Here is a 23,413-nt window from a genome sequence, read left to right as displayed (position 1 = left end):
TTCATCTCCTCGTGAGCAGTGCCCCGTATATCAGGCCCAGCAGTATCGTGGCTATTCCGCTGGGCGGAATGGCCGTAAAGTAAGCCGTTCCAATCGAAACGAGCTGAACCGTGAGGGTAACCAGCAGGCTGATGGCGAGTATCTTTCTGATGTTATCACTTAACATCAGAGCTATAGCCCCTGGAAGAACGGCCACAACCTGAAGGGTGACCAGGCCAACGCTCTGGACTATGAGGGCTCCGGTCATGCCGACTATGACATAGAGGATTGCTAAATACAGCCTGGAATTCCCGCTGTGGCTGTCTATCCCCTCTGGATCGAAGCTCAGGTATAGGAAATCGCGGTAAAACAGGAGCATAAGGAGGGTTATCAAAAAGCCTCCTGCGCTCAGTATCTCAAGGTCTCTGGAGCTGATTAGAAAGAGCTCACCCGTCAGGTAAGAGACGACGTTTTGGTTTAGGGGGTAATACGGCCTGGTTGCCATGACCTTGTAGAGCACCCCAAATCCCAGAACCGTCAGTCCGGCAACAAAGCTGGCCACTATCCCAACCGAGGAATCCGGGGAAAAGCCTGTGTGCTCCAGGTGGGCTATTGTCAAAACTATCACCAGAGTCACCAGCATCGCCACAAAAGTTACCAACGCGTAGTTGTTTAGTAGAAGTCCGAGTATCATCCCCAAAACTGCCCCCAACAGGAGGGCATGGAATAGGGCATGGGTTAGAAAGGCAAGTCCCTTCATGTTTATCAGCGGGCTTAGCAGTCCCAGTAGAACGCTAACCGTGATGCTGGCTATTACCGCCCTTGCTATGAACTCCGGAATCATGGCTTCTTCCCCCCCGGGAGGTGAAGATGGAAGTCCCCGGTAAGGCAGTACAGCATGTCCTCGACCTTTATTACCTTGGCCGTTGGGCCGTAGACTGTCTTAATGATTTCCTCCCTCAGTGCATCATCCGGACGACCGAAAGCCATCATTCTCCTGTTTATGAGCATTACCCAGTCCCCTATCTCGAGGAGGGGGTTTATGTCGTGGGTTGTTATTATCATGGAGATGCCCTTTTCCTTTTTGATCTTGTTCAGAACTAACGCAATCTCGGCCCGGGCCGATAGGTCCAAAGCCGAGAGCGGCTCATCCAGGAGGAGTAGCCTTGGATCGCTTATCAGCGCCCTCGCCAGGAGAACCCTCTGCTTCTGTCCGCCGCTCAGATTCTTGAAGGGTTTGTCCTTCATGTCATCAAGCCCAACGAAGGAAAGGGCCCTTTCCGATTTTTTGATGACCTCCTCGGGAATTTTTCTGTGGATTATCCCGGATTTGTACAGCGCCCCCATGGCAACTACCTCTATCACTGAGAGAGGCACCTTTTCGTTGAGTGAGAAGCTCTGGGGGACGTAAGAGATTAGATCCCTGCTTTCCCCAGGTTCTCTTCCAAAAACCAGTAGAACACCTTCGTATTTGTCGTGAAAACCTGCTATCGTTTTCAGCAGGGTGGTTTTCCCTGCACCGTTCGGGCCCAGTAGTAAGAGAGTTTCTCCTGCGTTGAGGTCAAATGTAACTCCTTCGAGGGCAGGTTTGGAGTTGTAGTATATCGCTAAATCCCTGGCGATTACGGCTTTTTCGGCTGACTTGCTGCTCATGCGTGTTCTCCCTGATTTTGGGTTTAAAAGCAGGCGCTTATAAACTTATCCCCAGGCCAAAATGATTACACAACGGCTGGTCACATTGGGGTGGCCATGGGCTGATTCCACGGGGAAAGATAATGAAGGAGACCTCAGAGCTCCGCCTCACCAAGGGACTCCAGGAGGTCTAACAGTCTCCTGTCCTTGATCTGTTCAAGGATTTCCCGGAGCTTTTCTTCTTCAACTTTTCCGTCCCTGAAGAGGGCCAGGTACTTAACACCCTCAAAGAACTCCGCCAGTTCCGGAAACGCGTTCTTAAACATGTCTATGTTGTTGTATACAGTCTCAAAGTTGTCCTCAAGGAAGAGCTGCCACAGAACATCGAACAGCGCATCGAAGGCGACATCGTAGTACTCCGTCCCCCTGGCCCTCAGCATTGCGTACAGGCACTCCTGGAGCGCCGCCTCGTAGTTATCTTTTTCCTCGAATATCTCCTCAAAGGTGAGGTGTATCTCGGCCAGGAGGGCGTTGTTTCCCGTCTCAACCACCCTCGGAAGTAGAGAGCCGAGCGTGGCCTTAGCATCGTAGATGTTCCCCATTTCGAACTTCACGTAGGCTTTGTAGACCTGTATGTGAAGAATCTTTCCCTCGTCTTTCAGCTCTTCGTACTTCTTTTCCGCCAGTTCAAGAAGTTCGTAGGCCTTTTCGTAGTCCTGAAGCTCCTCCTGAATCAGTGCCATGTTGTAGTATATCTCTGCAACGTGCCCGGTGTTTCCTTTGGTTATCTCCTCCTCTAAGAGAGACTGATACAGGGCGAGACTTTTCTCAAGTTCTCCGAGGAGGAAATAAAGGTCGGCCAGGTGGAACTTAGCTTCGAACGAGCCCTCCCTTTCTGCCAGCCCCTCAAACTCGCTTATCTTGTCCACCCCAAGGAACTCGTGGTAGTAGTAGACAACCAGCTTGTAAAGTTCGTAGTCCTTTTTTTCCAGGGCCAGCTCTTCGGCCTTTTTAAGGACATCCCCGAGCTGCTCGTCGCTTAGTTCGTCCGCCTTGTAGTAGAGAAGGCTGGCGAGTTTCTTTACCTCTCCTCCTTCAATAGCCCTCATGATTTCTTCCATTTGTTTCACCGGTAGAATCTACGACCTGCAGGTTTTAACTCTTTCCGGGGGCAGAGCTTTTAAGACGGCAAGGGGATTTTCGAACATGGTGCAGATTTACTTTCTCGGTACTGGAGGCATAATGCCGAACCGGGAGCGGAACGTTCCCTCAATAGCGGTGAGGTATGGGGGTGAAATCCTGCTCTTTGACGCCGGGGAGGGAACAATCCGGCAGATGAACGTCGCAAAGCTCAGCCCGATGAAGATAGATAAGATATTCATAACCCACTTCCACGGTGACCACTACCTCGGTCTCGGGGGGCTTCTCCAGACCATGAACCTCTGGAACAGAAAAAAACCCCTTCACATCTATGGGCCAGAGCACACCTTTGAGTTCGTCCAGAACTTTATTAACAGCGGCTTTTTTGGGCCCGCCTTTGATATCTACGTCCACGAACTCGGAGAGGCCAGGCTGAAGTTCGATGGGTATGAAATATGGAGTTTCAGAGTTAAACACGGGATTCCGGCCCTTGGCTACGTATTCAAGGAGGAGGACAGGCGCGGGAAGTTCCTTCCTGAAAAGTTAAAGGTTTATGGGCTGGAACCCGGGCCATTACTTGGGAAGCTCGAGCGCGAGGGTCAAATCGAGTTGAACGGCAGGATCATCCGCCTGGAGGACGTGACTGGGCCCCGGAGAAGGGGCGTTAAACTGGTTTACACCGGCGATACGGCACCCTGTAAAAGGGTGGCCCTCTTCTCCGAGAAAGCTGATCTCCTTATTCATGACGCAACTTACCTAACTCCTGAGGATAGGGGGGAGAGCTATCATTCCACAGTCGAGGAGGCCTGTGAAGTGGCAAAAAGGGCAAAGGTAAAACTCCTCGCCCTCTTCCACAGGGCCTTTCGCTATTCCTATGGCGAATACCTGTCCAAAGCCACCGAACTGTGCGACGTGGACTTTATAGTCCCAAAAGATTTCGATCTTTTGACAGTTGAATCTGACCATTGGGAGCTCAGAAACGTCCTGGAGGGAGCGTTATGAACTACCTGCGCTACGTGAAGGTGATAGGGACGATGCACGTCTCTCCCCTCAGCAGGGAGGAGGTTGTTTCTGCGATAAAAAAGGAAAGGCCCACTGCCGTAGCGGTCGAACTTGATCCCCTTCGCCTCCACTCCCTTCTCTCCGGAGAGAGGGCAGACTTCGTAACGAGCCTTAAACTCGGCCGGGGTGGGTTGGTTGGGTATCTATTGACGAAGTTTGAGGAGATTCTCGGAAGGGAGTTTGGAATGGAACCTGGCGGTGAAATGATCGCGGCTGTGAAAGCCGCCAGGGAAATGGGGATTCCTCTGTACCTTATCGATGAGGACATCAGAACAATTCTGACAAAAATCCTTGCCGCCCCACGGAGGGAAAAGTTACTTCTCCTCCTGGAGGGCTTTTCGGTGTTTTTACCCCGGGTTGATGGGGCGGAAACGCTTGCCAGCCCTATGGAAGATTACCGGTGGATGACCCTCGAGTTTCGAAGGAGATATCCCTACCTCTACAGGGTTCTGGTGGAGGAGCGAAACGCAATCATGGCGAGGAACCTTGTCTCGATAGTCAGGAATCTCCTCGCCGTAACCAGGAAGCCAAAGGTAGTTGCCGTTGTTGGCCTGGGGCACAGGGAGGGCATTGAGCGCCTCCTGAATTCGGCTTTCGATTGAGCTCACCGTGAAGCTTTTATAACCCCCATCAATATCCTCCCGGGGAGAGCCATGGACGAGACTTTCAAAAAGCTCAAGAGAATGCTCAACGTCGAGATACTGGATGTTGAGTACGAGGGGGATAAGATAATCGTCTATGTCCCGGCTGACCAGGTTAGAATAGCCGTTGGAACTGGGGGGGCGGCAGTGAAAGCGGCCGAACTTGTGCTCGGCAAGAAAATTGAGGTGAAAGCCAGATGAACCCCAGCGAAGTCGAGGACCTCGCAATATCTTTTCTCGTGCTCCTGCTCCTTTTCTCAAACTTTGACATAAGAAACATGCCCTACGTCTCACTGGCAGTCCTGACGGCTTTCATCTTCCACGAGCTCGCCCACAGGCAGGTGGCCGGGCGGTACGGCTATCGGGCGTACTACAAGAGATGGGACACAGGGATAGTCATAGCCCTGGCTTTAGGCCTGCTTACCAGAGCTCTAACCGGGAGCGCTTGGATATTCGCGGCCCTCGGTGCAGTCCAGATCTACGCTCCTTATATGCTCGCGGACAGGGAGGCCTTCGGGAAGATAGCCCTGGCCGGCCCGGCAACCAACATGGCGGTTGGCATAGTGTCACTTCTCCTGATTCAGGCCACCAGGGGAGCAATACGGGTAATCCTGGGAATAACAGCCTCGGTTAACTTCGGACTGGCGTTCTTCAACCTCTGGCCGGTACCTCCCCTCGACGGTTACAAGGTTCTGAGGTGGAACGCCGGCTACTGGGCGGTGGCCGTGGGAACAGCGTACACCCTCAGTGTACTCGTATAACACCGCTGGTGATACAGAAGGGAAAGGTTAAATAGGGCCTGGCGTATCTTATCCCGGTGATGCCGATGGAGTACAAGAAACCGCTCGGTGTTGACATAGACCTCGAAACCGGCGTCATTCCGGGGGCCCAAAAGCTCGTCAGGAGGCTCAGCAGTTTGAAGGGCTATTTCCTCGACGAGAAGGCCTACAACGAGCTCCTCAGGGAAGACCCGGTCGTTTATGAGGTCTACGCCATAGAGCAGGAAGAGAATGACGGCGACCTCAACTTTGCGACCACAGTCCTCTACCCGGGCAAGGTCGGTAAGGAGTTCTTCTTCACGAAGGGCCACTCCCACGCGAAGGCCGACAGGGCGGAGATATACTACGGCATCAGGGGGAAGGGGGGAATGCTCCTCCAGACGCCGGAAGGGAAGGCCGAGTGGATACCCATGGGCCCTGGAACCGTCGTTTACGTCCCGCCCTACTGGGCCCACAGGACTGTGAACACTGGCAACGAGCCGTTCATCTTCCTGGCGGTTTACCCTGCCGACGCCGGCCACGACTACGGGAGCATAGCCGAGAAGGGCTTCTCCAAGATTGTTATCGAGGAGAACGGGGAAGTTAAGGTAGTGAACAACCCGCGCTGGAAGAAGTGAGCCTTTTCTCTTTACCTTCCCAATATTAGGGGGAGCAGGATAGGCACGACCATGGTTATAACGAAGCCGTGGACAAACGCAATTAGAGCTATCTCCTTTCCACCGGCCCTGGTTATTATTCCAAGCGTCGTGTCCATTGTGGTTGCTCCGCCCATGGTGAGGCCCACCTCTGGGGGAATCAACCTGACCGAGAACGGGTACAGGATTACTGTGAGAATTTCCCTGAGGAGATTGGCAAGGAAGCCCAGTGTGCCGTAGATGGCAGAATACTGGGCTATTATTGGACCGGTTATCGAGTACCAGCCGCAGCCGGCCCCTATGGCGGAGGCGTACCTTGGGGGGATGCCCAGGAAAAGCCCTGCGAGGAGGGCCCCTGCGATGGAGCCCAGAATGGTTGTGATGGCCAGAAACACGCCTAAGCTCCCCGACTTCCGGAGGGCGTTAAAGTCCAGCCCCTTCCCGAGATCAACGCCGATCAGAAAAATCAGGGCATAGAGAACCCACTCGTAGAGGTTTCCAAGGTCTGGGGACAAAATCCTGCCCGCTATGAAACCGAGTGAGAGAGAGGCAATGACCATTACCGGGAAGCGGTTCACTTCAACCACCTCCAGGCGAGGAAGCCAAGGAGAACACTACCGGCGGAAGTTAGAGCCGCCAGGAGAATGGATGAGAGGGCAAGCCAGCCGGCGGCGATCTCAACCTTCCCGGCCTCGATCCCCATGAGGAACACCAAGAGGAGAACCGTCGCACTGAGGAGTGAGTCCAGCTTCATCCCTCTAAGGGATTCGCTGGCCAGCAGTGCGCGCCCTACCGCGAAACCGATGAGAAGCGGGATTAGGATGTTCATGTTGAACAGTTCGCGGGGGTATTATAAAAGTTTGCGCTCTCAGCTGATTCAGGGCTACGAAAAAGTTTTATGAAGGGTCTCTCATCATTAAGGTGGTGATTGAAATGATTCGTCCATCTGAAAGGGCCATGGGCGTTGAGTACGCGATAAGGGACGTTGTTCTTCCGGCCAGGGAGCTTGAAAAGAAGGGGATAAAGGTCATCAGCCTCAACATAGGGGATCCTGGCAAGTACGACTTCCAGCCGCCGGAGCACATGATTGAAGCCTACTGCCGCGCCCTAAGGGAGGGTCACAACTACTACGGGCCAAGCGAGGGCCTCCTGGAGATGAGAGAGGCAGTCGTCCAGCGTGAGAAGAGAAAGAACGGCGTTGACATAACCCCTGACGACGTCCGCGTTACCGCGGCCGTTACCGAGGCGCTCCAGCTCATATTCGGTGGTCTCCTTGACCCGGGCGACAACATACTTGTCCCGAGTCCGAGTTATCCGCCCTACACGGGCCTCGTCAAGTTCTACGGAGGAATCCCCAACGAGTACGAGACGATAGAGGAGAACGGCTGGCAACCGGACATAGAGGACATGAGAAAGCGCATAAACGAGAGGACGAAGGCTATAGCCGTGATAAACCCCAACAACCCGACCGGGGCTCTCTACGAGAAGAAGACCCTCAAGGAAATCCTCGACCTTGCGGGGGAGTACGATTTGCCCGTTATAAGCGACGAGATATACGACCTCATGACCTACGAAGGAAAGCACGTTTCCCCCGGCTCCCTCACCAAGGACGTTCCGGTAATAGTCATGAACGGCCTCTCCAAAGTCTACTTCGCAACTGGCTGGCGTTTGGGCTACTTCTACTACGTTGACCCGGAGGATAAGCTCGCTGAAGTCAGGGAAGCCATAGACAGGCTCACGCGTATAAGAATATGCCCGAGCACACCGGCCCAGTTGGCTGCCATAGCAGGCCTAACCGGCCCGATGGATTACCTTGAAGAATACATGAAAAAGCTCCGCGAGAGGAGGGACTACATCTACAAGCGCCTCACGGAGATTCCGGGGATAAGCACCCAGAAGCCCCAGGGAGCCTTCTACATCTTCCCGAGGATAGAGGAGCGCTCGAAGTGGAAGAGCGACAAGGAGTTTGTCCTCGACGTTCTCCACCAGGCGCACGTTCTCTTCGTCCATGGTTCCGGGTTTGGAAGGGCCGGGGAATGGCACTTCAGGATAGTCTTCTTACCACCGGTGGAGATACTTGAGGAGGCAATGGACAGGTTCGAGGAGTTCATGAGAAAGAGGCTCAGCTAAAGGGAAGAGGTCTGTGGGGTTGGCCCGGCACTGAGAAGTGCTGAAGGCCACCCCCTCCCGAGGCCCTTGCTATTCCTTTAGAACTTCTTCTATCGCCTTTTTCAGCTCGTCGTAGGCTTCTTCCAAAGATTCTGGGATGACCTTTGTGTCCGCTATTACGGGCATGAAGTTCGTATCACCGTTCCAGCGCGGGACGATGTGGAGGTGAACGTGGTCATCTATCCCAGCCCCGGCAACGCGGCCGAGGTTAACCCCGAGGTTAAAGCCGTCCGGGTTCATGGCTTTCCTTATGGCCTTTATCATGAGCTGGGAGAGCTTCATTATTTCGAGGAGTTCCTCATCTGTGAGGTCCTCCCACTTCCCGACGTGCCGGTAGGGAGCTATCATGACGTGGCCCGGGTTGTAGGGGTAGTTGTTCATTATCACAAAACTGTGCTCCCCGCGGTAGAGGATGAGCCTCTCCCTGTCCCTGTTCTCCTTCGGGAAGTCGCAGAATATACAGCCTTTATGCTTCGGTGAGCGTATGTACTCTATCCTCCATGGTGCCCACAGGGTTTTCAAGCCCCTCACCCCGGGGGTGAAGGATGGGAGGGTTAAAAAGTTTCCGCGGTGGGATGACGAAAAATTTATAACGGCGTCCCCGTTCCATTGGACGGGATGGGCCCGTGGTCTAGACTGGTTATGACGCCGCCCTCACACGGCGGAGGTCCGGGGTTCGAACCCCCGCGGGCCCACCACAACGAAAGACAAGGGGGCTCCGCCCCCTTATCTCTCTGTACTCTCAAACCCCCTGAGTGGGGCTTCGCCCCACAACCCCGTTTTTTCTTAAACTACTGGGGGGGCTAACGCCCCCACAACCCCCAAATAAGCCTTTTTTGCAAAGCGCTGGCGGAAAATACGCGTCGTTTTAAAAGCTGAAACGGTTTAAGGGCCCTTCTCATAGAGACTTCCGCTTATTATGCCTCAACGGAGGACGCCTTCGCTCTTTCACCATCGTTCAGGCCTCCTTAGCGGACGGCGGAAAGCCACTTTCCAAGTGCCTTCGGGCGTGAGGAAGCATGAATAAAAAGGAGAAAACCCTGCGAGTGCTTTGCAAGCAGAGGGCTCATGGATACAGCCTGCTCGGCGTCCTCGGGAAGAGGGTCGCCCACCTCACGTGGTCGAGCTTGAGAACCCAGGCCACGAGCCTCTCCAGGCCGAGGCCGAAGCCGCTGTGGGGAACGCTACCGTACTTCCTCAGGTCGAGGTACCACTGGTAGTCCTCAGGCTTCATGCCCTCATCAAGGATTCTCTGCACCAGCTTGTTGTAATCGTCCTCACGCTGGGAGCCGCCAATAACCTCGCCGTAGCCTTCTGGGGCGAGCATGTCAGCGGCGAGAACCTTCCTCGGGTCGCTCGGGTCTTCCTTCATGTAGAAGGCCTTGATGTGCTTTGGATAGCCGTAGACAAAGAACGGGCTCTCGAACTCCTCCGTTAGGATCCTCTCCTCATCCGCCCCCATGTCATCGCCCCATTCAATGTTGACGCCCTTGCTCTGGAGTATGTCGATGGCTTCATCGTAGCTTATCCTTGGGAACGGGGGAACCGTGTTCTTGAGGGTGGTTAAATCCTTCCTGTAGAGCTCAATCTCGTTCTTCCTGAGCTCCAGGGTTCTCTGCACCATGTAGCTTACCAGCTCCTCCTCTACCTTCATTATGTCCCGGAGGTCCATCCAGGCGGCCTCAAGCTCGAGGTGCCAGAACTCGGTTAGATGCCTCCTCGTCCTGCTCTTCTCGGCCCTGAAGCTCGGCGTGAGGCTCCAGACCTTTTCGAGGCCAAAAATCGCCGCCTCAAGGTAGAGCTGGGCCGACTGGCTGAGGTAAGCTGTCCTGTCGAAGTAATTGAGCTTGAAGAGCGTGGCACCGCCTTCAACTGCCCCCGTAACCAGTATCGGCGGAAAGACCTCGTACCAGCCGTCCTGAAGGAGCCATTCCCTAGCTGCTTGCATCATCGTGCCTTTAACCTTCATTATGGCCGCTACCTTTGGAGAGCGGAGGTGGAGGTGCCTGACGTCGAGCAGGAACTCCTCGCTTGCATCCTTCGTTATTGGAAAGGCATCCACGTTCTGGATGACCTCTATCCTGTCCGCCTGAACCTCCACACCGTTGGGGGCGCGCGGATCTGCCTTAATCGTCCCCTCTATGATGACGCTGGACTCGATTCCGACTTTTTTGGCCAGGGCGTAGGCTTCTCCACCGAGCTCCTCATCAAATACCGTCTGGATTATCCCGCTTGAGTCGCGGAGGACTATGAAAACCTTCTTTCCAACTTCCCTTTTCCTGTAAACCCAGCCAGCCAGTTTAACCCTCTTGCCCTCCATCTCGGGCTTAACACCGGCGCAGTAAACCTTATCAATCACAGTTACCACCTCCGAAGGCTTTGAACTCGGGTTTATAACGCTAACTAATCCGGTTCAGACGGGAGTATCTGGGAGAACGTCAATTAAGCCAGAGCAAAAGTACCGTGGTTCTGCAGTTTATCTCAACTACTGGGGGCATGGTATCCCCTCTGTGATCAAGGAATTTAAATCCTTTGGGCCTTTGGACGACAAAACGACAAAAGGTTTAATCAGGGGGTTGTCAATACAACATAGGGTGGTTGGGAGTGCTGGCCCTGGTTGGAACCGTAGTCGACGCCGAAAAGGTACTGCCGGATCACGCCGTTTTGGTGGAGGGCAACAAAATAGCTGGAGTTGTGCCCGCTGAGAGGGTTGGTGAGGACGTTGAGAGGGTTTACGGCGGGAGAGGGTTCTTTGTGATGCCCGGGTTGATCAACGCTCACACCCATGTGGCGATGGCCAGGTTTAGGGGCCTCGGTGAAAGCATGCCAACTCAGGAATGGCTTGAAAAGATAATCTGGCCGATGGAAAGGGAATGGACCAGAGAGGAAATACGGAACTGGGCCCTCCTTGGAATGGCGGAAGCCCTTGCAAACGGCTCAACCACAATAAATGACCACTACTTTTTTGCTGAAGAAATAGCCCAAACGGCCGAAAAGATAGGTATCAGGGCTTTTGTAGGGCACACGGTAATGGATCTCGTGGATTTTCCACACGCCGCTCCGGAGGAGGGATTCAGGTTTTTCAGGAGATGGCACGGAAGGAGCGATCTTGTTGTCCCAACCCTTGCGCCCCATGCAACCAACACGGTAAGCCTGGAACTGATGTCCGAGATTTCGGGAGTTTCCGAGGAGAAAGATGGCAGGGTTCACATACATTTGGCCCAGAGCAGAGGGGAGGTGAGGGAACTCCGCAGAAGGTACAACCTGAAGCCAGTTGAGTTCCTGCACAGGGCGGGCGCTCTCAACGGGCGCCTCATTGGTGTCCACGGCGTTTACCTGTCAGAGAACGAAATGAAAGCGCTTTCTTCCTCCGGTTCTACCCTTGTCCACTGTCCCTCCAGCAACGTTGAACTGGAAGCAAAAACGGTAAATCTTCTCCAGTTGGTGGAGCTCGGCCTTAACGTGGCCCTTGGAACCGATTCTCCCAACCCCGTCGGCTCCATCGACATGTTTGCGGAAATAAGGTGCACGGCCCTGTTCTCAAACCTGATGTCAAGAAAGCCCCATTCTATCTCCGCCAGGGAAGTTTTGGGGCTGGCGACGGTTAACGGGGCCAGGGCTTTGGGCATTGCCGCCGGCCTGATCAGGCCGGGCTACCTCGCGGATCTTCTGCTGATAAACGGTAGAAAGCCGTGGTTCACCCCTCCGGAGAATCCATACTCTAATCTTATCCATTCAGCCAGGGGAAGCGACGTGGAGGCGGTCCTTGTTAACGGGGAGGTGGTCTATGAGAGAGGTTACTTTGTGAGGCTTGGAAAGAGACTGGAGGAGCTTCTCCCCTGAGGGAAAAGTTTTAAAATGAGTGCCTGAATCTGGCTATGGTTTCGGTCAAGACAACGGAGGGATCGAAATGGGGAACATTAAGCAGACTTTCATCAAGAGGGTTGCTCGCGAGCTGTTTGACCGCTATCCGGATAAGTTCACAAGGGACTTTGAGCACAACAAGAAGATGGTTCAGGAGCTCACCACGGTTCAGAGCAAAACCATCAGGAACAGGATAGCGGGCTATATAACCAGGCTCGTGAGGATGAAGGAGGAAGGCAAGATACTCTAACCTAAGCCTTCTTTTCTTCCCGCTTCCTAAAAGTCGTTGATTCTTTCCAGTATCCTCTTTGGCAGCTTGGGTTCGACCTCGTGTATTATTTCTTCGACGAGTTTCTCGTCCTCCTGTGCAACCCTTCTCAGGAGGTTCTCTATGTACGTCTCAACGAGGAGCCTGACCTCTTCCAGTTCTCTCCTGGCCTCGAGTAGTTCGTTCAGTCTTGCTTCTATCTCGCCCAGAAAATCCACAAGTTCCTCTATCTTCTCCTCTACCGGTTTATGGGCCTTGATCAGGGCTTTAGTCATTGAGTAAACTTCCCTGGTTCCGGGTTTCGTGGGTTCATAAATTTCAGTGCCGAAGGTGTATGGAGTCAGGAGCACCTCCAGTCTAAAGCCCCTCTTTATCATGTAATACTTTCTTGGCCTCCCGCGGGGGATTTTTTCAACCCTTTCCTCGATTAACCCTGCGCTCTCCAGTATTCGAAGGTGTTCGAGCACAGCCTTCTGTCCTACTCCAAGCTCCTGGCTCAGTTCGCTCACGAAGTAAGGTCTTCTCGTGAGCAGGAAGAGTATTCTCCTCCTGGTCTCGTTCCCGAGGACATCGAGGAGCTTCCCCATCTCTGGTTCCATTCTCACCACCCCCTTTTCTCTAACATGATGTTAGAAAAATTGCTTTAAGCTTTTCGTCCGGCAGGGTTTATAAACCCTTCGCCTTTAGGGTGTCCGGGAAGGGTCATGATATACGTTAAAATCTACCGGGTCCAGGGCGAGGTTCTCCTGGCGGCATGCGATGAAGAGCTGCTTGGGAAGACGTTCAGGGAGGGTAAGCTCAAGCTTGAGGTCAGGGAGAGGTTCTACAAAGGTGAGCTGATGGATGAAGACGCCCTGGAGTCCCTCCTCGGGGAGGCCACCATAGCCAACCTGACGGGTGAGAGGTGTGTTTCCAAGGCGATAGAACTCGGTTACGTTGACCCGGAAAGGGTTCTGAGGATTGAAGGGATACCCCACGCCCAGATGGCAAAGCTGGTGTGGTGATGGTTATGGGCGAGCGCTTCTGTTACAGGTGCGGTATAAGCGAGGAGGAGGGTGGTCCCTTAATTGAGGGCCTCTGCCAGGTGTGCTTCAGGAAGGAGAACCCGGTTCTTCTCATTGATGGTGAACTCAACACAGAACTTTGCCAGAACTGCGGGAGCTATAAAAAGAGGGGCGTCTGGGTTGACCCCAAAACTTACGAACTCGAAGAGCTTATCTTCGAGGTGGCGGAGAGCGCTTTGCTTGAGGCCATTGAAGATTCCTTTGATGAGAGGGTCAAAACCTTTGGGCTGGTGTCTCCAGAAGAGCTGGAATCAATTCAGGAACTCTCCGTTGGAGAGGCCGTGGTTTCTTTTGAACCGGTTGACTGGCACATTGACTACTTTCCAGCAATAATAACCTACGAGGTTCGCGTTAAGGCCAGGATCCACGAGCTTCAACGTGAGCTCCACGACGAGAGGAAGCATGTTACTGTTTACGTCCGCCAGACGGTCTGTCCCCGCTGTCAGAAGTTCTTAGGGGGCTATTTCGAGGCGATACTCCAGGTGAGGGCCGAAGACAGGCCCCTTGCGGAAGATGAAAGGAAGGCCGTTGAAAAGCTCGTCGAGGAAAAGGTCGACGAGATAATGAGAAGGGACAGGATGGGCTTTATTCAGGACACCGTTGAGAAAGATGAAGGGCTGGACTTCTATATGGGCTCCACAAGTGCCGCGAGAAAGCTGGCCCAGGCCATAAGGGAGCACTTCGGTGGAACAGTCAGCGAGGCCTACGAACTGGTCGGCCTCGACAGACAGACCAGCAGGGAGGTCTACCGCACGAGCGTGAGCGTTAGGTTGCCGAAGTTCAGGAGGGGAGACATAGTTCGGGACAGGAAGGGGAAGGTGTACGAGGTGGAGCGCGTCGACGGGAAGGGGCTGGCCATGAGGGATTTGAGCACCGGCGAGAGCGAGCACAGGGACTGGAAGACTGTAGAAAGGGAGAGCGTTGAGACCGTTGAAGCCGAGAAAAGGGAGGCCATGGTTACGAGCATCGGCAGGACAGAGGTTCAGGTGATGGACATGGAGACCTACGAGACGTACGAGCTCGAAAAGCCGAAGTTTGAGGTCAATGAGGGGGAGATCTACGAGATGGTGCACCTCGGTGGGAGAAGGTACTTTCTGAGGCGCAAGTCTTATTAACCTCCCCGTCTTTTTCACTCCCGGTGATACATGTGACCTGGGACTCCCTCTACTCATCCGCTTTTGAAAGTGTAAGGGGCAGGATTGGAGGAGTTGGTAAGGTTCTTCTGGCTTACAACACAAACATCGACGCCGTCAAGTATCTTGAGCGAAAAGACCTCGAAAAGCGCGTCGAGAAGGCCGGTAAAGAGGAGGTTCTCCGCTACGCAGAGGAGCTTCCAAAAAGGATAGAGAGCGTTGCTCAGCTCCTCGGCTCAATCCTCTGGAGCGTTAAAAGGGGAAAGGCCGCTGAACTCTTAGTTGAGAGCTGTTCCACGCGCTTTTACATGAAGCAATGGGGCTGGGACGAGCTGAGGATGGGCGGCCAGGTGGGTATAATGGCCAACCTCCTCGGGGGGGTCTATGGCATCCCCGTCATAGCCCACGTCCCCCAGCTTTCCGGCCTTCAGGCGGGCCTCTTCAAGGACGGGCCGATCTATGTGCCAAAGGCCGAAAACGGCTCACTCAAGCTCGTCCACCCGAGGGACTTCGCTGGGGATGAAGAGAACTGCCTCCACTACATCTACGAGTTTCCGAGGGGCTTCACAGTCTTTAACTTCGAGGCACCGAGGGAAAACCGCTTCATAGGCTCGGCCGACGATTATAACCCCAACGTCTACATAAGGCCGGAGTTCAGGGAGAGGTTCGAGGAGATAGCCGGAAGCTCTTCCCTCGCGGTGATCAGCGGTCTCCAGGCTCTCACAAAGGAGAACTACCGCGAGCCTCTGGAGATCGTTGAAGAACACCTTAAGGTTCTGAACGAGAAAGGCATCCCGACGCACCTTGAGTTTGCCTTTACCCCGGATGAAACAGTTAGAAAGGCAATCCTGGGCTTGCTCGGAAAGTTCTGGAGCGTTGGGCTGAACGAGGTTGAGCTGGCCTCGATAGTCGAGGTCATGGATGAGAAAGCCCTCGCTGAGAAGCTCCTCTCCCACGACCCCGTTGACCCGATAGCGGTTACAGAGGCCATGGTCAAGCTCGCTGAAAAAACAGGCGTGAGGAGGATACACTTCCACACCTATGGCTATTATCTCGCGCTGACGGACTACAGAGGGGAGTTCGTCCGCGATGCTCTCCTCTTCGCTGCTTTGGCTGCCGCGGCAAAGGCAAAGCTCGGCGATATAAGCTCTATAGATAACATCATCAAAGCCATGGAAGTTCCCGTCAATGAGAAGGCTAAGCCCGTGGAAGAGGCTCTCTTAGAGGAGTACGGCATGAAGGATGGCATAGCCGAGGTTAATTCCTACCAGCTCGCATTTGTTCCAACTAAGATAGTGGCAAAGCCCAAATCAACGGTTGGCATCGGGGACACCATCTCGAGCTCTGCCTTCGTGGGCGAGTTCGCCCTCCGCTGATTTTTTCTTTCGCTAAAGTTAAATAGACCTAACCCCAGAAGTCCCAGAGGTGGTTGCCGTGAAGACGCTTATCCTGGCCGGGGGGAAAGGGACCCGCCTGTGGCCGCTCAGCAGGGAGCTGATGCCCAAGCAGTTCGTCCGCTTCCTCGATGGGGAAAGCCTCTTCCAGAAGACCGTCGAGAGGGCTCTTAAGTTCTCAAAGCCGGCCGAGATATTCGTCGTAACCAACGAGGAGTATAAATTCAGGGTTCTCGACGACCTTGAGGAACTCGGCGTTGAACTCCCGGCTGAAAACATCTTCCTTGAGCCCGTTGGCAAAAACACCCTCCCGGCCATATACTGGGGGGTTAAGAGGATAGAGGAAACCTTCGGTGACTCCGTCGTTGCTGTACTGCCAAGCGACCACCTCATCGAGGTGAACGAGGCCTATGAGAAAGCTTTTGCGAGGGCAGAGAAGCTGGCCAGGGATTATTTGGTGACCTTTGGCATAAAACCAACCAGGCCCCACACTGGCTACGGCTACATCAGGCCCGGGGAGGCCATCAAGGAAGGTGACAGGGTTCTCGGCTACCGCGTTGCCGAGTTCAAGGAGAAGCCAGACCTCGAAACGGCTAAAAAATACGTTGAGAGCGGTTACTACTGGAACAGCGGGATGTTCGCGTTCCGCACTGAGGTTTTCCTGGAGGAGGCGAAGAAGCACACACCTGAGGTTGCAAAGGCCTTCGAGGAGGAGAGCGTAGAGAGGGCCTACGAGCTGGTCCCGGAGATAAGCGTTGACTATGGCGTTATGGAGAAGACCGACAAGGCCGCTGTTGTCCCGCTCAACGTCTACTGGAACGACCTGGGAAGCTTTGACGCAATATACGAGGCTCTGGAGAAAGACGAGGACGGGAACGCCGTTGTGATGAAGGGCAAGAGAACCTACCACATCGGGGTGAACTCTAAGAACAACCTCATAATGGCCGAGAGGTTGACGGCAACGGTCGGCGTGGAGGATTTGATAATCATCGATACGGACGATGCCCTCTTAATAGCCCACCGCGGTGAGGGGCAGAAGGTAAAGGAAGTCTACAAGCATCTGAAGGAGAAGAACGACGAGAGGGCGCTCGTCCACAAAACGGCCTACAGGCCATGGGGAAGCTATACTGTCCTCGAGGAGAACGACCGCTACAAGATAAAGCGCATGACGGTTCTTCCGGGCAAGAAGCTGTCGCTCCAGATGCACCACCACAGAAGCGAGCACTGGGTCGTTGTTAAGGGGACGGCGAAGGTTCGTATTGGCGACAGGGAAATCCTCCTGAGGCCTGGGGAGAGCACGTTCATTCCCGCAGGCACTGTCCACAGGCTTGAAAATCCGGGAAAGATAGTCCTCGAGGTCATAGAAACCCAGATCGGCGAATACCTCGGCGAAGACGACATAGTCCGCTTCGAGGACGATTTTGGGAGGGATTAAAATGGGGAAACTCTTCGGAACCTTTGGAGTCCGCGGAATAGCGAACGAAGAGATAACGCCCGAATTTGCCCTCAAGATGGGCATGGCCTTCGGGACGATGCTTAAAAGGGAAGGCAGGAAGAGGCCCCTGGTGGTTGTCGGGAGAGACACCAGGGTAAGCGGCGAGATGCTGAAGGACGCTATAATCAGCGGCTTGCTGAGCGTGGGCTGTGACGTCATCGACGTTGGCATAGCCCCAACGCCCGCAATACAGTGGGCGACGGCCCATTTCAAAGCCGACGGCGGGGCAGTCATAACCGCGAGCCACAATCCACCGGAGTACAACGGCATAAAGCTCCTCGAGCCAAACGGCATGGGGCTGAAGAAGGAAAGGGAGGCTGTTGTAGAGGAAATATTCTTCAATGGGGACTTCGATAGGGCCAGGTGGGACGAAATAGGCCAGGTCCGCGGGGAGGACATCATAAAGCCCTACATCGAGGCCATAAAGAGCAGGGTTGATGTGGAAGCGATAAGGAAGAGAAAACCTTTCGTCGTTGTCGATACTTCAAACGGCGCCGGCTCGCTCACGCTTCCCTACCTCCTCCGGGAGCTCGGCTGTAAGGTGGTCAGCGTAAACGCACACCCGGACGGCCACTTCCCGGCGAGAAACCCTGAACCGAACGAGGAGAACCTGAGGGAGTTCAAGGAGATAGTCAGGGCCCTTGGTGCAGATTTTGGCGTTGCCCAGGATGGGGACGCGGATAGGGCGGTCTTCATAGACGAGAACGGCCGCTTTATACAGGGCGATAAGACCTTCGCCCTCGTTGCGGATGCGGTGCTGAGGGAGAAGGGCGGCGGGCTTCTAGTCACTACTGTAGCAACCTCAAACCTGCTCGATGAAATAGCGGAGAGGAACAACGCAAAGGTGATGAGGACGGAAGTTGGTGACCTGATAGTCGCGAGGGCCCTGCTCGAGCACAACGGAACCATAGGCGGCGAGGAGAACGGCGGCGTTATCTTCCCTGACTTCGTCCTGGGAAGGGACGGTGCGATGACTACCGCAAAGATAGTCGAGATATTCGCAAAGTCTGGCAAGAGGTTCAGCGAGCTTATTGACGGGCTTCCAAAATACTACCAGTTCAAGACGAAGAGGCAAGTCGAGGGGGACAGGAAGGAGATTGTGGCAAAGGTTGCAAGGCTGGCTGAGAAGAGAGGTTATAGGACAGACACGACCGATGGTAGCAAGATAATCTTCAACGACGGCTGGGTCCTCGTGAGGGCGAGTGGGACGGAGCCGATAATCAGGGTTTTCAGCGAGGCCAAGAGCGAGGAGAAGGCGAAGGAATACCTGGAGCTGGGGCTTGAATTGCTGGAGGAGGTACTTGGTAGCTAATTTCTCTTTTCAGTTTTAATTTTCATTCAATGTCTGTAAACTTTCATGATCGAAACAGAAAAGTTTAAATTCTCTGGATCACTACCTTGGTATACCCCTTGTCAGCGTTGGGGGGGACAATGAGACGAGGGGTATTGTTTGCAATGTTGGGCTTGCTGGCTGCGACGGGCTTTCTCAGCAGCCTCGTAAATGCAGCAGTATATTGGAAGCAGATCTCTCGATGCGAGTGGTACGGGGAAGATATTGAGGTCAAGTCGCTTCCGCCTTTTGGTGGCGGAGGTGCCTTAGCCTCAGCCTACTTTCACGTGTGCGATCCAACCTACTGGCACGATGGCAAAAACGACGGATGGGTTTTCGATTTGGCGGAGCTGCTCTTTGTATGGGTACACAATGACATATACACGATACGGACTACCACGTACTTCAGCGTGTTAGGGGCGATAATGTCTGTAACAGCCTCGGTTGGTTATCCACCGGGTAGCGCATGAGTGGGGGTATGGCTATGAAGGGGAAAGCCGCCCTGCCTCTGGTTTTTCTGCTTCTTTTTTCCGGTTCGACATTAGCTGCGCCCTACTGGCTTAAACCCGGCACCGAGCTGGTTTACTTTGCCAACGCCACAAAGCCAGACACCTACTATGGAGGAGGGGCCTATTACCGTAGCGATGGCTGTATAGCCACCCTTGGTTTCCAAAGCATGCGCGTTGTTTTCAGGATAATTAACGTTTCCAACGACTGGGCCATCGTTAACGTGACGGTTGGTCTCTACGGTGATAAGTCTCTGAGATGGCCCTACTCTGAGGTCACGGCTTACTACCCCGCCAACTGCACCCTGGACCTCCCGTGGCCCGTTAACACGATCACTCACTCACTTCGCGAAAACGTTTCGTTTGAGTGGGCGGATTATGGAACAGAACTCGTCTTGAACGGCTCTTACAAGATCCATCTTCTCACGGGGATTGTCTACTCAATGGACGGCCGCCCCTACGGGCACACGCTTCTATTCGGGCTTTACCCGGTTTCCAACATGAGCTATGTAATCCTTGACGGAAAACATCTGGCCTTTAACGTGATCAGGGTTCTGAACTCCACCACATACGTAACATACTACCGTAACTTCACGGGGCCAAATGTTTTCCTGAGTAGCGAGCCCGTGAACTTCACGGATCCAAGTGGGGCTACCTCGTTCATAAGGTCAATAGTGATATTCAACCCCGGGGACGATTTAACCGCCGGCTTTATGGGAGTTATACCCGACCTCGGGGCCTCGGTGAGGCTCGATGTGATCGCGATATCGGACAACATGATGGATAGATTAACTCCAAAGTTTTCGGGAGGGGAAGTCGACCGTGCCGTCCCGGCGGGGGTTCTCCTTTACAACGTCAGCGTTCCAAAAACCCAGTCTGATGAACATGTCACTCAGCAGGCGAGTGTTCCTGCCATTTCTGGCCCTTGGATTGGGGGTGTTCTTGCCGGACTGCTGTTACTTGCGGGAGTGTTCCTGATGAAGAGGAGGTAGAGATATGAAGAGGTTCCTGACCCTCCTGTCGTGGGAGATAAGCGACCCTCTAAGGCTGGCAATCTTTCTCCTCGGCGTTCCTTCCCTTACCTACGTTCTCGAAGTCAGTTACCTGAAGGCCCAGTGGGAAGTTGTGTCCGTTTCTTCCACAACTTTCATTCCCCCCACTGTCCCCCCTATCAACAGCGTGACTGCTATTCACCTGTTTGAGTACCTTTCCTTCTCTCCGGGCTTCTGGATCCTGCTGGCGTTCCTTGTTTCAGTTTTCTCGATACTTGCCTTCCGCTACGACAGGGAAAGGGGCTATGCCTTCACGGTCTATTCGCTCCCCTTCACTAAGGGCGAGCTGTTTCTGGCTAAAACCCTATCCGTTCTCCTGGCTTCCATTCTCTTTCTCTACATTCCGCTCTTGATAGTGGACTTAGTGCCGAACGCCGATATAATTGGTGTTGTGAAGGAAATAACGCTAACCACCAGGTACTTTTACTTACTCGTTTTTGCCACCTACTTCGTTCTGTTCTCCCTTTCGGTTTCGGTAACGTTTTCCGTCCTGCTCAGGAACATGTTCCTTTCTTTTATAGCTTCCTTCTTCCTCCTCGTCCTACCGTTTTTTGCAGACCTCAGCTGGCCGCCCTTTTCCTTTGTGCCGATGCTCGAGAAATCGCTTTGCTGGGTTTCACCCTTTGAGAGCGGCTGGGTCCTCCGGGGACTGGTTGTTCCCGCAGTTCTCTTGACCCTGTCAGGAGCAGTCTTCGTGAGGGGGGATGTCCTGTGAAGATGAAGTTTCTGTTCGTTCTCATGCTCTCTCTCCTGCTGTCCTTCCTCGCAGTCTGTGGGGCGTACATAACAGCCGAGAGGAGTAGGGGGTTCATTGGCCCGGCCGTTGTAACAAACTCGAAGGGAACCTTCAGTTATGTCTCCCTTCACTCCCCTGGCTGGATGGTTTTGAACTCGAGCTTCAATGGCGAGGGGACGGTTGTTGTTCTCGATCAGTTTTCCGGCAGGGAGGTCTTCTCGTCCAACGTGAGGGAGCATCTTAGCTATCCCGTAGTCCTTCCAGGGGAAGGAAGTTACTCGATCTACGTTACAAATGGGTCTCTAACGTTCTCTGGATATTATAGGGGCGTTTATCCCACTCCGATGGTCCAAAAGGTCCTCTGCGCCTCTATAATCGTGTTGTCCCTGTTGCTGGCCCTCTGGAGGTGGAGGGCATGATAATCGCCCGAGGCTTAACCAAGAGGTTCGGCAAAATAGTTGCCCTCGACAACGTCACGGTTGAAATCCCTGAAGGCGTAAACCTAATTCTCGGCCCGAACGGCGGTGGAAAGAGTACTTTCTTCAAGCTCTCCACAGGGGTTTACAGGCCAACTTCTGGCCTAATCCGGGTCTTTGGAAGGGACCCATGGAGGGATGCTGGTGTTAAGATGAAACTTGGGGTGGCCTATGATCCCGTTTTGTTTCCTCCGCTGGTTTCGGGGAGGGAATGGCTTGAATTCATAGCAAAATCAAAGGGTTATGGCGAGGATGAGGTCGAGCGGATTGGGAAGCTCTTGGGTCTGGATTTCCTCGATGAGCAGACGAGGAACTACTCCTCAGGAATGCTGAAAAAGCTGGCCTTGGCCCAAGCTTTCATTGGAAGCCCTGAGCTGGTTATGATAGATGAACCCCTCGCCAATCTTGACTTTGAGAGCATTCGAAACTTTGTAAGGATCCTCAAGGGGGAAAAGAAAGAGAGGAGTTTTGTAATAATAAGCCACATCTGGGAGCCGTTGATGCCAATCGCGGACAGGGTTTACGTTATAGCGGGTGGAAAACTGGTCCTGAGCGGTGAAAAAGAAGACGTCAGAGACGAAATAGAGAGACTCTTCAGGTTGAGGATGGATGTTTAATCTCGTTTCTTCAGTATCTCAACAGCCTCTTCGACGCTCCCCGGAACCGGGAGACCCAGGCTCAGGAAGAGCTCTGCCAGCGGTGGGACGTCGAGGTTGTGCTCCCTCAGAAGGTCGGGGTTTCCGAGTATTTCTTTGGGAGTTCCCACTGTCACTATCCTCCCCCCATCCATCAGGGCTATCCTGTCGCAGAGCGAGAGGTATTCGGCCTCATGGGAGGCGAGGATAACTGTTTTTCCCTGCCCTTTCAGCCCGAGGATGAGCTCCCTCATCAGCTTTTTGCCCCTGAAGTCCAGGTTGGCGAAGGGCTCGTCAAAGGCTATGATCTCAGGCTCCATGGCTAAGACCGTCGCTATCGCTATCCTCTTCTTTTCGCCGAAGCTCAGCTCCTTCGTGTCCCTGCTGGCGTACTCGCCCATCCCCACCAGTTCCAGCGCTTTTACTACCCTCCTCCTCAGCTCCTCCCCACGGAGGCCGAGGTTGTAGGGGCCAAAGGCGACGTCCTCAAACACAGTCGGCGAGAAGAGCTGGTCGTTGGGATCCTGGAAAACTATCCCGACCTTTCTCCGGACTTCCCTCGGGTTTTTCGCCGGGTCGAGGCCGTCCACGAGGACTTTCCCCTTCTTCGGCTTCAGTATGCCGTTGAGGTGGAGGATCAGGGTGCTTTTCCCTGCTCCGTTCGGCCCGAGGAGTCCAAAGATTTCTCCGCTCTCTATTGTGAGGCTGATTCCCCTCAGCACTTCCCTGCCGGAGTAGGAGAAGTGAACGTCTTTCAGCTCTATCACACCAGCAGACCCCCCAGTGCGAGCAGGGCCAGCATAGCCGTCTGGACGTTTGGCCTCGGCTCCTCTAACCTGGGAAACTCCCCGAAGCCCCTGGAGAGCATGGCTTTGTATATCCTCCCGTTCCTGAGGTAAGCCCTGACGAGAACCTCCCCCATGAGGGAGCCGAGCTTGCCGTAGTACTCCTTCCTTCCCACGCCAAAGGCCCTGGAGTCCAGGGCGCGCTTCATTCTGACAGCTTCCTCCGTGAAGAGGTCGAGGTAGCGGTAGGTGAAGGCTAATGTTAAGGTGAGCACCTTAGGAAACTTCAGTGTTTCCATCTCGGCGAGTATTTTAGGGAAGCCAGCCGAGTTTATCACGACCACGGCCGTTCCTGCTGAGAGGAAAGCTTTGCCGAGGAGCATGAAGAAAGAGTACACACCTTCCTGGGTTATCCAGCCAAGGGGCGTCTCCAGGAGAGGTTTTCCCGGGTTAAACAGGGCCATAACGAACAGAAGGCCCTCAAAGCCCAGGAGAAAGCCAAGCTTTTTGAAAACGCTCCTCTCCGGCCTCATTATCCGCGTAACTGCCAGGAAAAGGAGGGCAAAGTATGCCAGCTCGGTAAGGCTCTTCCTCGTCACCACGCCAATAGCATAAATGAAAACGAAAGGCAGGTACAC

The 23,413-nt window shown here is 53.9% G+C and carries 27 protein-coding genes and 1 tRNA gene; 18 read left to right on the top strand and 10 right to left on the bottom strand.

The genetic code is table 11. The features are described from left to right. Position 1: 1 nt before the first annotated feature. The 3 genes from ACZ47M_RS07035 to ACZ47M_RS07025 all read right to left on the bottom strand — a co-directional run bounded on the left by ACZ47M_RS07035 (position 2) and on the right by ACZ47M_RS07025 (position 2,732). Positions 2-823, bottom strand: coding sequence for a metal ABC transporter permease (locus ACZ47M_RS07035; protein WP_315342500.1), 822 nt, complete (start codon positions 821-823; stop codon positions 2-4). Next, positions 820-1,632, bottom strand: coding sequence for a metal ABC transporter ATP-binding protein (locus tag ACZ47M_RS07030; RefSeq protein WP_315342501.1), 813 nt, complete (start codon positions 1,630-1,632; stop codon positions 820-822). Before ACZ47M_RS07030 ends, ACZ47M_RS07035 begins: the two co-directional genes overlap by 4 nt. A 134-nt stretch (positions 1,633-1,766) precedes the next feature. Next, entirely contained in the window at positions 1,767-2,732 is a 966-nt protein-coding gene (locus ACZ47M_RS07025) for a tetratricopeptide repeat protein (RefSeq protein WP_315342631.1), read from the bottom strand. Between the two features lie 85 nt (positions 2,733-2,817). On the opposite strand from ACZ47M_RS07025, the gene ACZ47M_RS07020 reads away from it, so the two are divergent. The 5 genes from ACZ47M_RS07020 to ACZ47M_RS07000 all read left to right on the top strand — a co-directional run bounded on the left by ACZ47M_RS07020 (position 2,818) and on the right by ACZ47M_RS07000 (position 5,850). Continuing rightward, complete coding sequence (locus tag ACZ47M_RS07020) at positions 2,818-3,753, top strand: ribonuclease Z (protein WP_315342503.1); 936 nt, start codon at positions 2,818-2,820, stop codon at positions 3,751-3,753. Then, the gene (locus ACZ47M_RS07015) at positions 3,750-4,415 is read left to right on the top strand and encodes a TraB domain-containing protein (protein ID WP_315342505.1); all 666 of its coding nucleotides are present in this window, start codon (positions 3,750-3,752) and stop codon (positions 4,413-4,415) included. Before ACZ47M_RS07020 ends, ACZ47M_RS07015 begins: the two co-directional genes overlap by 4 nt. A 51-nt stretch (positions 4,416-4,466) precedes the next feature. Further along, positions 4,467-4,655 (top strand): KH domain-containing protein, encoded by a 189-nt coding sequence (locus tag ACZ47M_RS07010; protein WP_315342506.1) that lies wholly within the window; start codon positions 4,467-4,469, stop codon positions 4,653-4,655. After that, complete coding sequence (locus ACZ47M_RS07005; RefSeq protein WP_315342508.1) at positions 4,652-5,215, top strand: zinc metalloprotease; 564 nt, start codon at positions 4,652-4,654, stop codon at positions 5,213-5,215. Before ACZ47M_RS07010 ends, ACZ47M_RS07005 begins: the two co-directional genes overlap by 4 nt. A gap of 65 nt (positions 5,216-5,280) precedes the next feature. Next, entirely contained in the window at positions 5,281-5,850 is a 570-nt protein-coding gene (locus ACZ47M_RS07000; protein ID WP_315342633.1) for a glucose-6-phosphate isomerase, read from the top strand. An 11-nt stretch (positions 5,851-5,861) separates the two neighbouring features. Here ACZ47M_RS07000 and ACZ47M_RS06995 read toward each other — a convergent pair whose 3' ends face one another. Together ACZ47M_RS06995 and ACZ47M_RS06990 are read right to left on the bottom strand one after the other, a co-directional pair. After that, the gene (locus ACZ47M_RS06995) at positions 5,862-6,446 is read right to left on the bottom strand and encodes a LysO family transporter (protein WP_315342509.1); all 585 of its coding nucleotides are present in this window, start codon (positions 6,444-6,446) and stop codon (positions 5,862-5,864) included. Next, positions 6,443-6,697, bottom strand: a complete 255-nt coding sequence (locus tag ACZ47M_RS06990) for a hypothetical protein (protein ID WP_010478798.1) — start codon at positions 6,695-6,697, stop codon at positions 6,443-6,445. Before ACZ47M_RS06990 ends, ACZ47M_RS06995 begins: the two co-directional genes overlap by 4 nt. A gap of 104 nt (positions 6,698-6,801) precedes the next feature. Here ACZ47M_RS06990 and ACZ47M_RS06985 point away from each other — a divergent pair, with 104 nt between their 5' ends. Next, positions 6,802-7,998, top strand: coding sequence for a pyridoxal phosphate-dependent aminotransferase (locus tag ACZ47M_RS06985; RefSeq protein WP_315342635.1), 1,197 nt, complete (start codon positions 6,802-6,804; stop codon positions 7,996-7,998). Positions 7,999-8,067: 69 nt separating this feature from the next. Here ACZ47M_RS06985 and ACZ47M_RS06980 read toward each other — a convergent pair whose 3' ends face one another. After that, positions 8,068-8,559, bottom strand: coding sequence for an HIT family protein (locus ACZ47M_RS06980; protein ID WP_315342637.1), 492 nt, complete (start codon positions 8,557-8,559; stop codon positions 8,068-8,070). Between the two features lie 98 nt (positions 8,560-8,657). On the opposite strand from ACZ47M_RS06980, the gene ACZ47M_RS06975 reads away from it, so the two are divergent. Next, positions 8,658-8,735 (top strand) — tRNA-Val (locus ACZ47M_RS06975). 368 nt (positions 8,736-9,103) lie between these two features. Here ACZ47M_RS06975 and asnS read toward each other — a convergent pair. Beyond that, positions 9,104-10,396, bottom strand: a complete 1,293-nt coding sequence (gene asnS, locus ACZ47M_RS06970; RefSeq protein ID WP_315342639.1) for an asparagine--tRNA ligase — start codon at positions 10,394-10,396, stop codon at positions 9,104-9,106. Between the two features lie 245 nt (positions 10,397-10,641). Between asnS and ACZ47M_RS06965 the strand changes: the two genes are divergently transcribed. Continuing rightward, on the top strand, positions 10,642-11,880 hold the full coding sequence (locus tag ACZ47M_RS06965) for an amidohydrolase family protein (protein WP_315342513.1): 1,239 nt from the start codon (positions 10,642-10,644) through the stop codon (positions 11,878-11,880). Positions 11,881-11,947: 67 nt separating this feature from the next. Continuing rightward, positions 11,948-12,151 (top strand): 30S ribosomal protein S17e, encoded by a 204-nt coding sequence (locus tag ACZ47M_RS06960; protein WP_315342514.1) that lies wholly within the window; start codon positions 11,948-11,950, stop codon positions 12,149-12,151. Between the two features lie 26 nt (positions 12,152-12,177). Here ACZ47M_RS06960 and ACZ47M_RS06955 read toward each other — a convergent pair whose 3' ends face one another. Continuing rightward, positions 12,178-12,768 carry an ArsR family transcriptional regulator gene (locus ACZ47M_RS06955; protein ID WP_315342640.1) on the bottom strand — a complete coding sequence of 197 codons (591 nt, stop codon included), beginning with the start codon at positions 12,766-12,768 and terminating at the stop codon, positions 12,178-12,180. 105 nt (positions 12,769-12,873) lie between these two features. Between ACZ47M_RS06955 and ACZ47M_RS06950 the strand changes: the two genes are divergently transcribed. From ACZ47M_RS06950 to ACZ47M_RS06910, 9 genes are all read left to right on the top strand, one after another. Then, positions 12,874-13,173, top strand: a complete 300-nt coding sequence (locus ACZ47M_RS06950) for a DUF424 domain-containing protein (protein ID WP_010478789.1) — start codon at positions 12,874-12,876, stop codon at positions 13,171-13,173. Between the two features lie 5 nt (positions 13,174-13,178). Next, positions 13,179-14,348, top strand: coding sequence for a 60S ribosomal export protein NMD3 (locus ACZ47M_RS06945; protein WP_315342642.1), 1,170 nt, complete (start codon positions 13,179-13,181; stop codon positions 14,346-14,348). A 32-nt stretch (positions 14,349-14,380) separates the two neighbouring features. Beyond that, the gene (locus ACZ47M_RS06940; protein ID WP_315342644.1) at positions 14,381-15,742 is read left to right on the top strand and encodes an ADP-specific glucokinase; all 1,362 of its coding nucleotides are present in this window, start codon (positions 14,381-14,383) and stop codon (positions 15,740-15,742) included. Positions 15,743-15,800: 58 nt separating this feature from the next. Then, complete coding sequence (locus ACZ47M_RS06935) at positions 15,801-17,195, top strand: mannose-1-phosphate guanylyltransferase/mannose-6-phosphate isomerase (protein WP_315342518.1); 1,395 nt, start codon at positions 15,801-15,803, stop codon at positions 17,193-17,195. A gap of 1 nt (position 17,196) precedes the next feature. Continuing rightward, on the top strand, positions 17,197-18,567 hold the full coding sequence (gene glmM / locus ACZ47M_RS06930; RefSeq protein ID WP_315342520.1) for a phosphoglucosamine mutase: 1,371 nt from the start codon (positions 17,197-17,199) through the stop codon (positions 18,565-18,567). 502 nt (positions 18,568-19,069) lie between these two features. Continuing rightward, the gene (locus tag ACZ47M_RS06925; RefSeq protein ID WP_315342522.1) at positions 19,070-20,083 is read left to right on the top strand and encodes a hypothetical protein; all 1,014 of its coding nucleotides are present in this window, start codon (positions 19,070-19,072) and stop codon (positions 20,081-20,083) included. Positions 20,084-20,087: 4 nt separating this feature from the next. Then, on the top strand, positions 20,088-20,858 hold the full coding sequence (locus tag ACZ47M_RS06920) for an ABC transporter permease subunit (protein WP_315342524.1): 771 nt from the start codon (positions 20,088-20,090) through the stop codon (positions 20,856-20,858). Next, on the top strand, positions 20,855-21,298 hold the full coding sequence (locus ACZ47M_RS06915) for a hypothetical protein (protein ID WP_315342525.1): 444 nt from the start codon (positions 20,855-20,857) through the stop codon (positions 21,296-21,298). Before ACZ47M_RS06920 ends, ACZ47M_RS06915 begins: the two co-directional genes overlap by 4 nt. Next, positions 21,295-21,972: an ABC transporter ATP-binding protein gene (locus tag ACZ47M_RS06910; RefSeq protein WP_315342527.1), complete on the top strand. Its 678-nt coding sequence runs from the start codon at positions 21,295-21,297 to the stop codon at positions 21,970-21,972. Before ACZ47M_RS06915 ends, ACZ47M_RS06910 begins: the two co-directional genes overlap by 4 nt. Here ACZ47M_RS06910 and ACZ47M_RS06905 read toward each other — a convergent pair. Both ACZ47M_RS06905 and ACZ47M_RS06900 read right to left on the bottom strand, forming a co-directional pair. Continuing rightward, positions 21,969-22,757 carry an energy-coupling factor ABC transporter ATP-binding protein gene (locus ACZ47M_RS06905; protein ID WP_315342529.1) on the bottom strand — a complete coding sequence of 263 codons (789 nt, stop codon included), beginning with the start codon at positions 22,755-22,757 and terminating at the stop codon, positions 21,969-21,971. The genes ACZ47M_RS06910 and ACZ47M_RS06905 overlap by 4 nt on opposite strands. Continuing rightward, positions 22,754-23,413 carry an energy-coupling factor transporter transmembrane component T family protein gene (locus ACZ47M_RS06900; RefSeq protein ID WP_315342530.1) on the bottom strand — a complete coding sequence of 220 codons (660 nt, stop codon included), beginning with the start codon at positions 23,411-23,413 and terminating at the stop codon, positions 22,754-22,756. Before ACZ47M_RS06900 ends, ACZ47M_RS06905 begins: the two co-directional genes overlap by 4 nt.

The sequence above is a fragment of the Thermococcus waiotapuensis genome, from assembly GCF_055384795.1.
Note: the sequence above shows the minus strand (reverse complement) of the source record. Positions and strands in the feature narration are given on the sequence as shown.

Bases quoted from the DNA above. Each gene is read 5' to 3' on its own strand.
- ACZ47M_RS07000 (WP_315342633.1), top strand. From the start codon at position 5,281: ATGGAGTACAAGAAACCGCTCGGTGTTGACATAGACCTCGAAACCGGC.
- ACZ47M_RS06960 (WP_315342514.1), top strand. From the start codon at position 11,948: ATGGGGAACATTAAGCAGACTTTCATCAAGAGGGTTGCTCGCGAGCTG.
- ACZ47M_RS06920 (WP_315342524.1), top strand. From the start codon at position 20,088: ATGAAGAGGTTCCTGACCCTCCTGTCGTGGGAGATAAGCGACCCTCTA.
- ACZ47M_RS06910 (WP_315342527.1), top strand. From the start codon at position 21,295: ATGATAATCGCCCGAGGCTTAACCAAGAGGTTCGGCAAAATAGTTGCC.
- ACZ47M_RS07025 (WP_315342631.1), bottom strand. From the start codon at position 2,732: ATGGAAGAAATCATGAGGGCTATTGAAGGAGGAGAGGTAAAGAAACTC.
- ACZ47M_RS06955 (WP_315342640.1), bottom strand. From the start codon at position 12,768: ATGGAACCAGAGATGGGGAAGCTCCTCGATGTCCTCGGGAACGAGACC.
- ACZ47M_RS07035 (WP_315342500.1), bottom strand. From the start codon at position 823: ATGATTCCGGAGTTCATAGCAAGGGCGGTAATAGCCAGCATCACGGTT.
- ACZ47M_RS06945 (WP_315342642.1), top strand. From the start codon at position 13,179: ATGGGCGAGCGCTTCTGTTACAGGTGCGGTATAAGCGAGGAGGAGGGT.
- ACZ47M_RS07030 (WP_315342501.1), bottom strand. From the start codon at position 1,632: ATGAGCAGCAAGTCAGCCGAAAAAGCCGTAATCGCCAGGGATTTAGCG.
- glmM (WP_315342520.1), top strand. From the start codon at position 17,197: ATGGGGAAACTCTTCGGAACCTTTGGAGTCCGCGGAATAGCGAACGAA.
- ACZ47M_RS07020 (WP_315342503.1), top strand. From the start codon at position 2,818: ATGGTGCAGATTTACTTTCTCGGTACTGGAGGCATAATGCCGAACCGG.
- ACZ47M_RS06990 (WP_010478798.1), bottom strand. From the start codon at position 6,697: ATGAACATCCTAATCCCGCTTCTCATCGGTTTCGCGGTAGGGCGCGCA.
- ACZ47M_RS07010 (WP_315342506.1), top strand. From the start codon at position 4,467: ATGGACGAGACTTTCAAAAAGCTCAAGAGAATGCTCAACGTCGAGATA.
- ACZ47M_RS06950 (WP_010478789.1), top strand. From the start codon at position 12,874: ATGATATACGTTAAAATCTACCGGGTCCAGGGCGAGGTTCTCCTGGCG.
- ACZ47M_RS07015 (WP_315342505.1), top strand. From the start codon at position 3,750: ATGAACTACCTGCGCTACGTGAAGGTGATAGGGACGATGCACGTCTCT.
- ACZ47M_RS07005 (WP_315342508.1), top strand. From the start codon at position 4,652: ATGAACCCCAGCGAAGTCGAGGACCTCGCAATATCTTTTCTCGTGCTC.
- ACZ47M_RS06925 (WP_315342522.1), top strand. From the start codon at position 19,070: ATGAAGGGGAAAGCCGCCCTGCCTCTGGTTTTTCTGCTTCTTTTTTCC.
- ACZ47M_RS06985 (WP_315342635.1), top strand. From the start codon at position 6,802: ATGATTCGTCCATCTGAAAGGGCCATGGGCGTTGAGTACGCGATAAGG.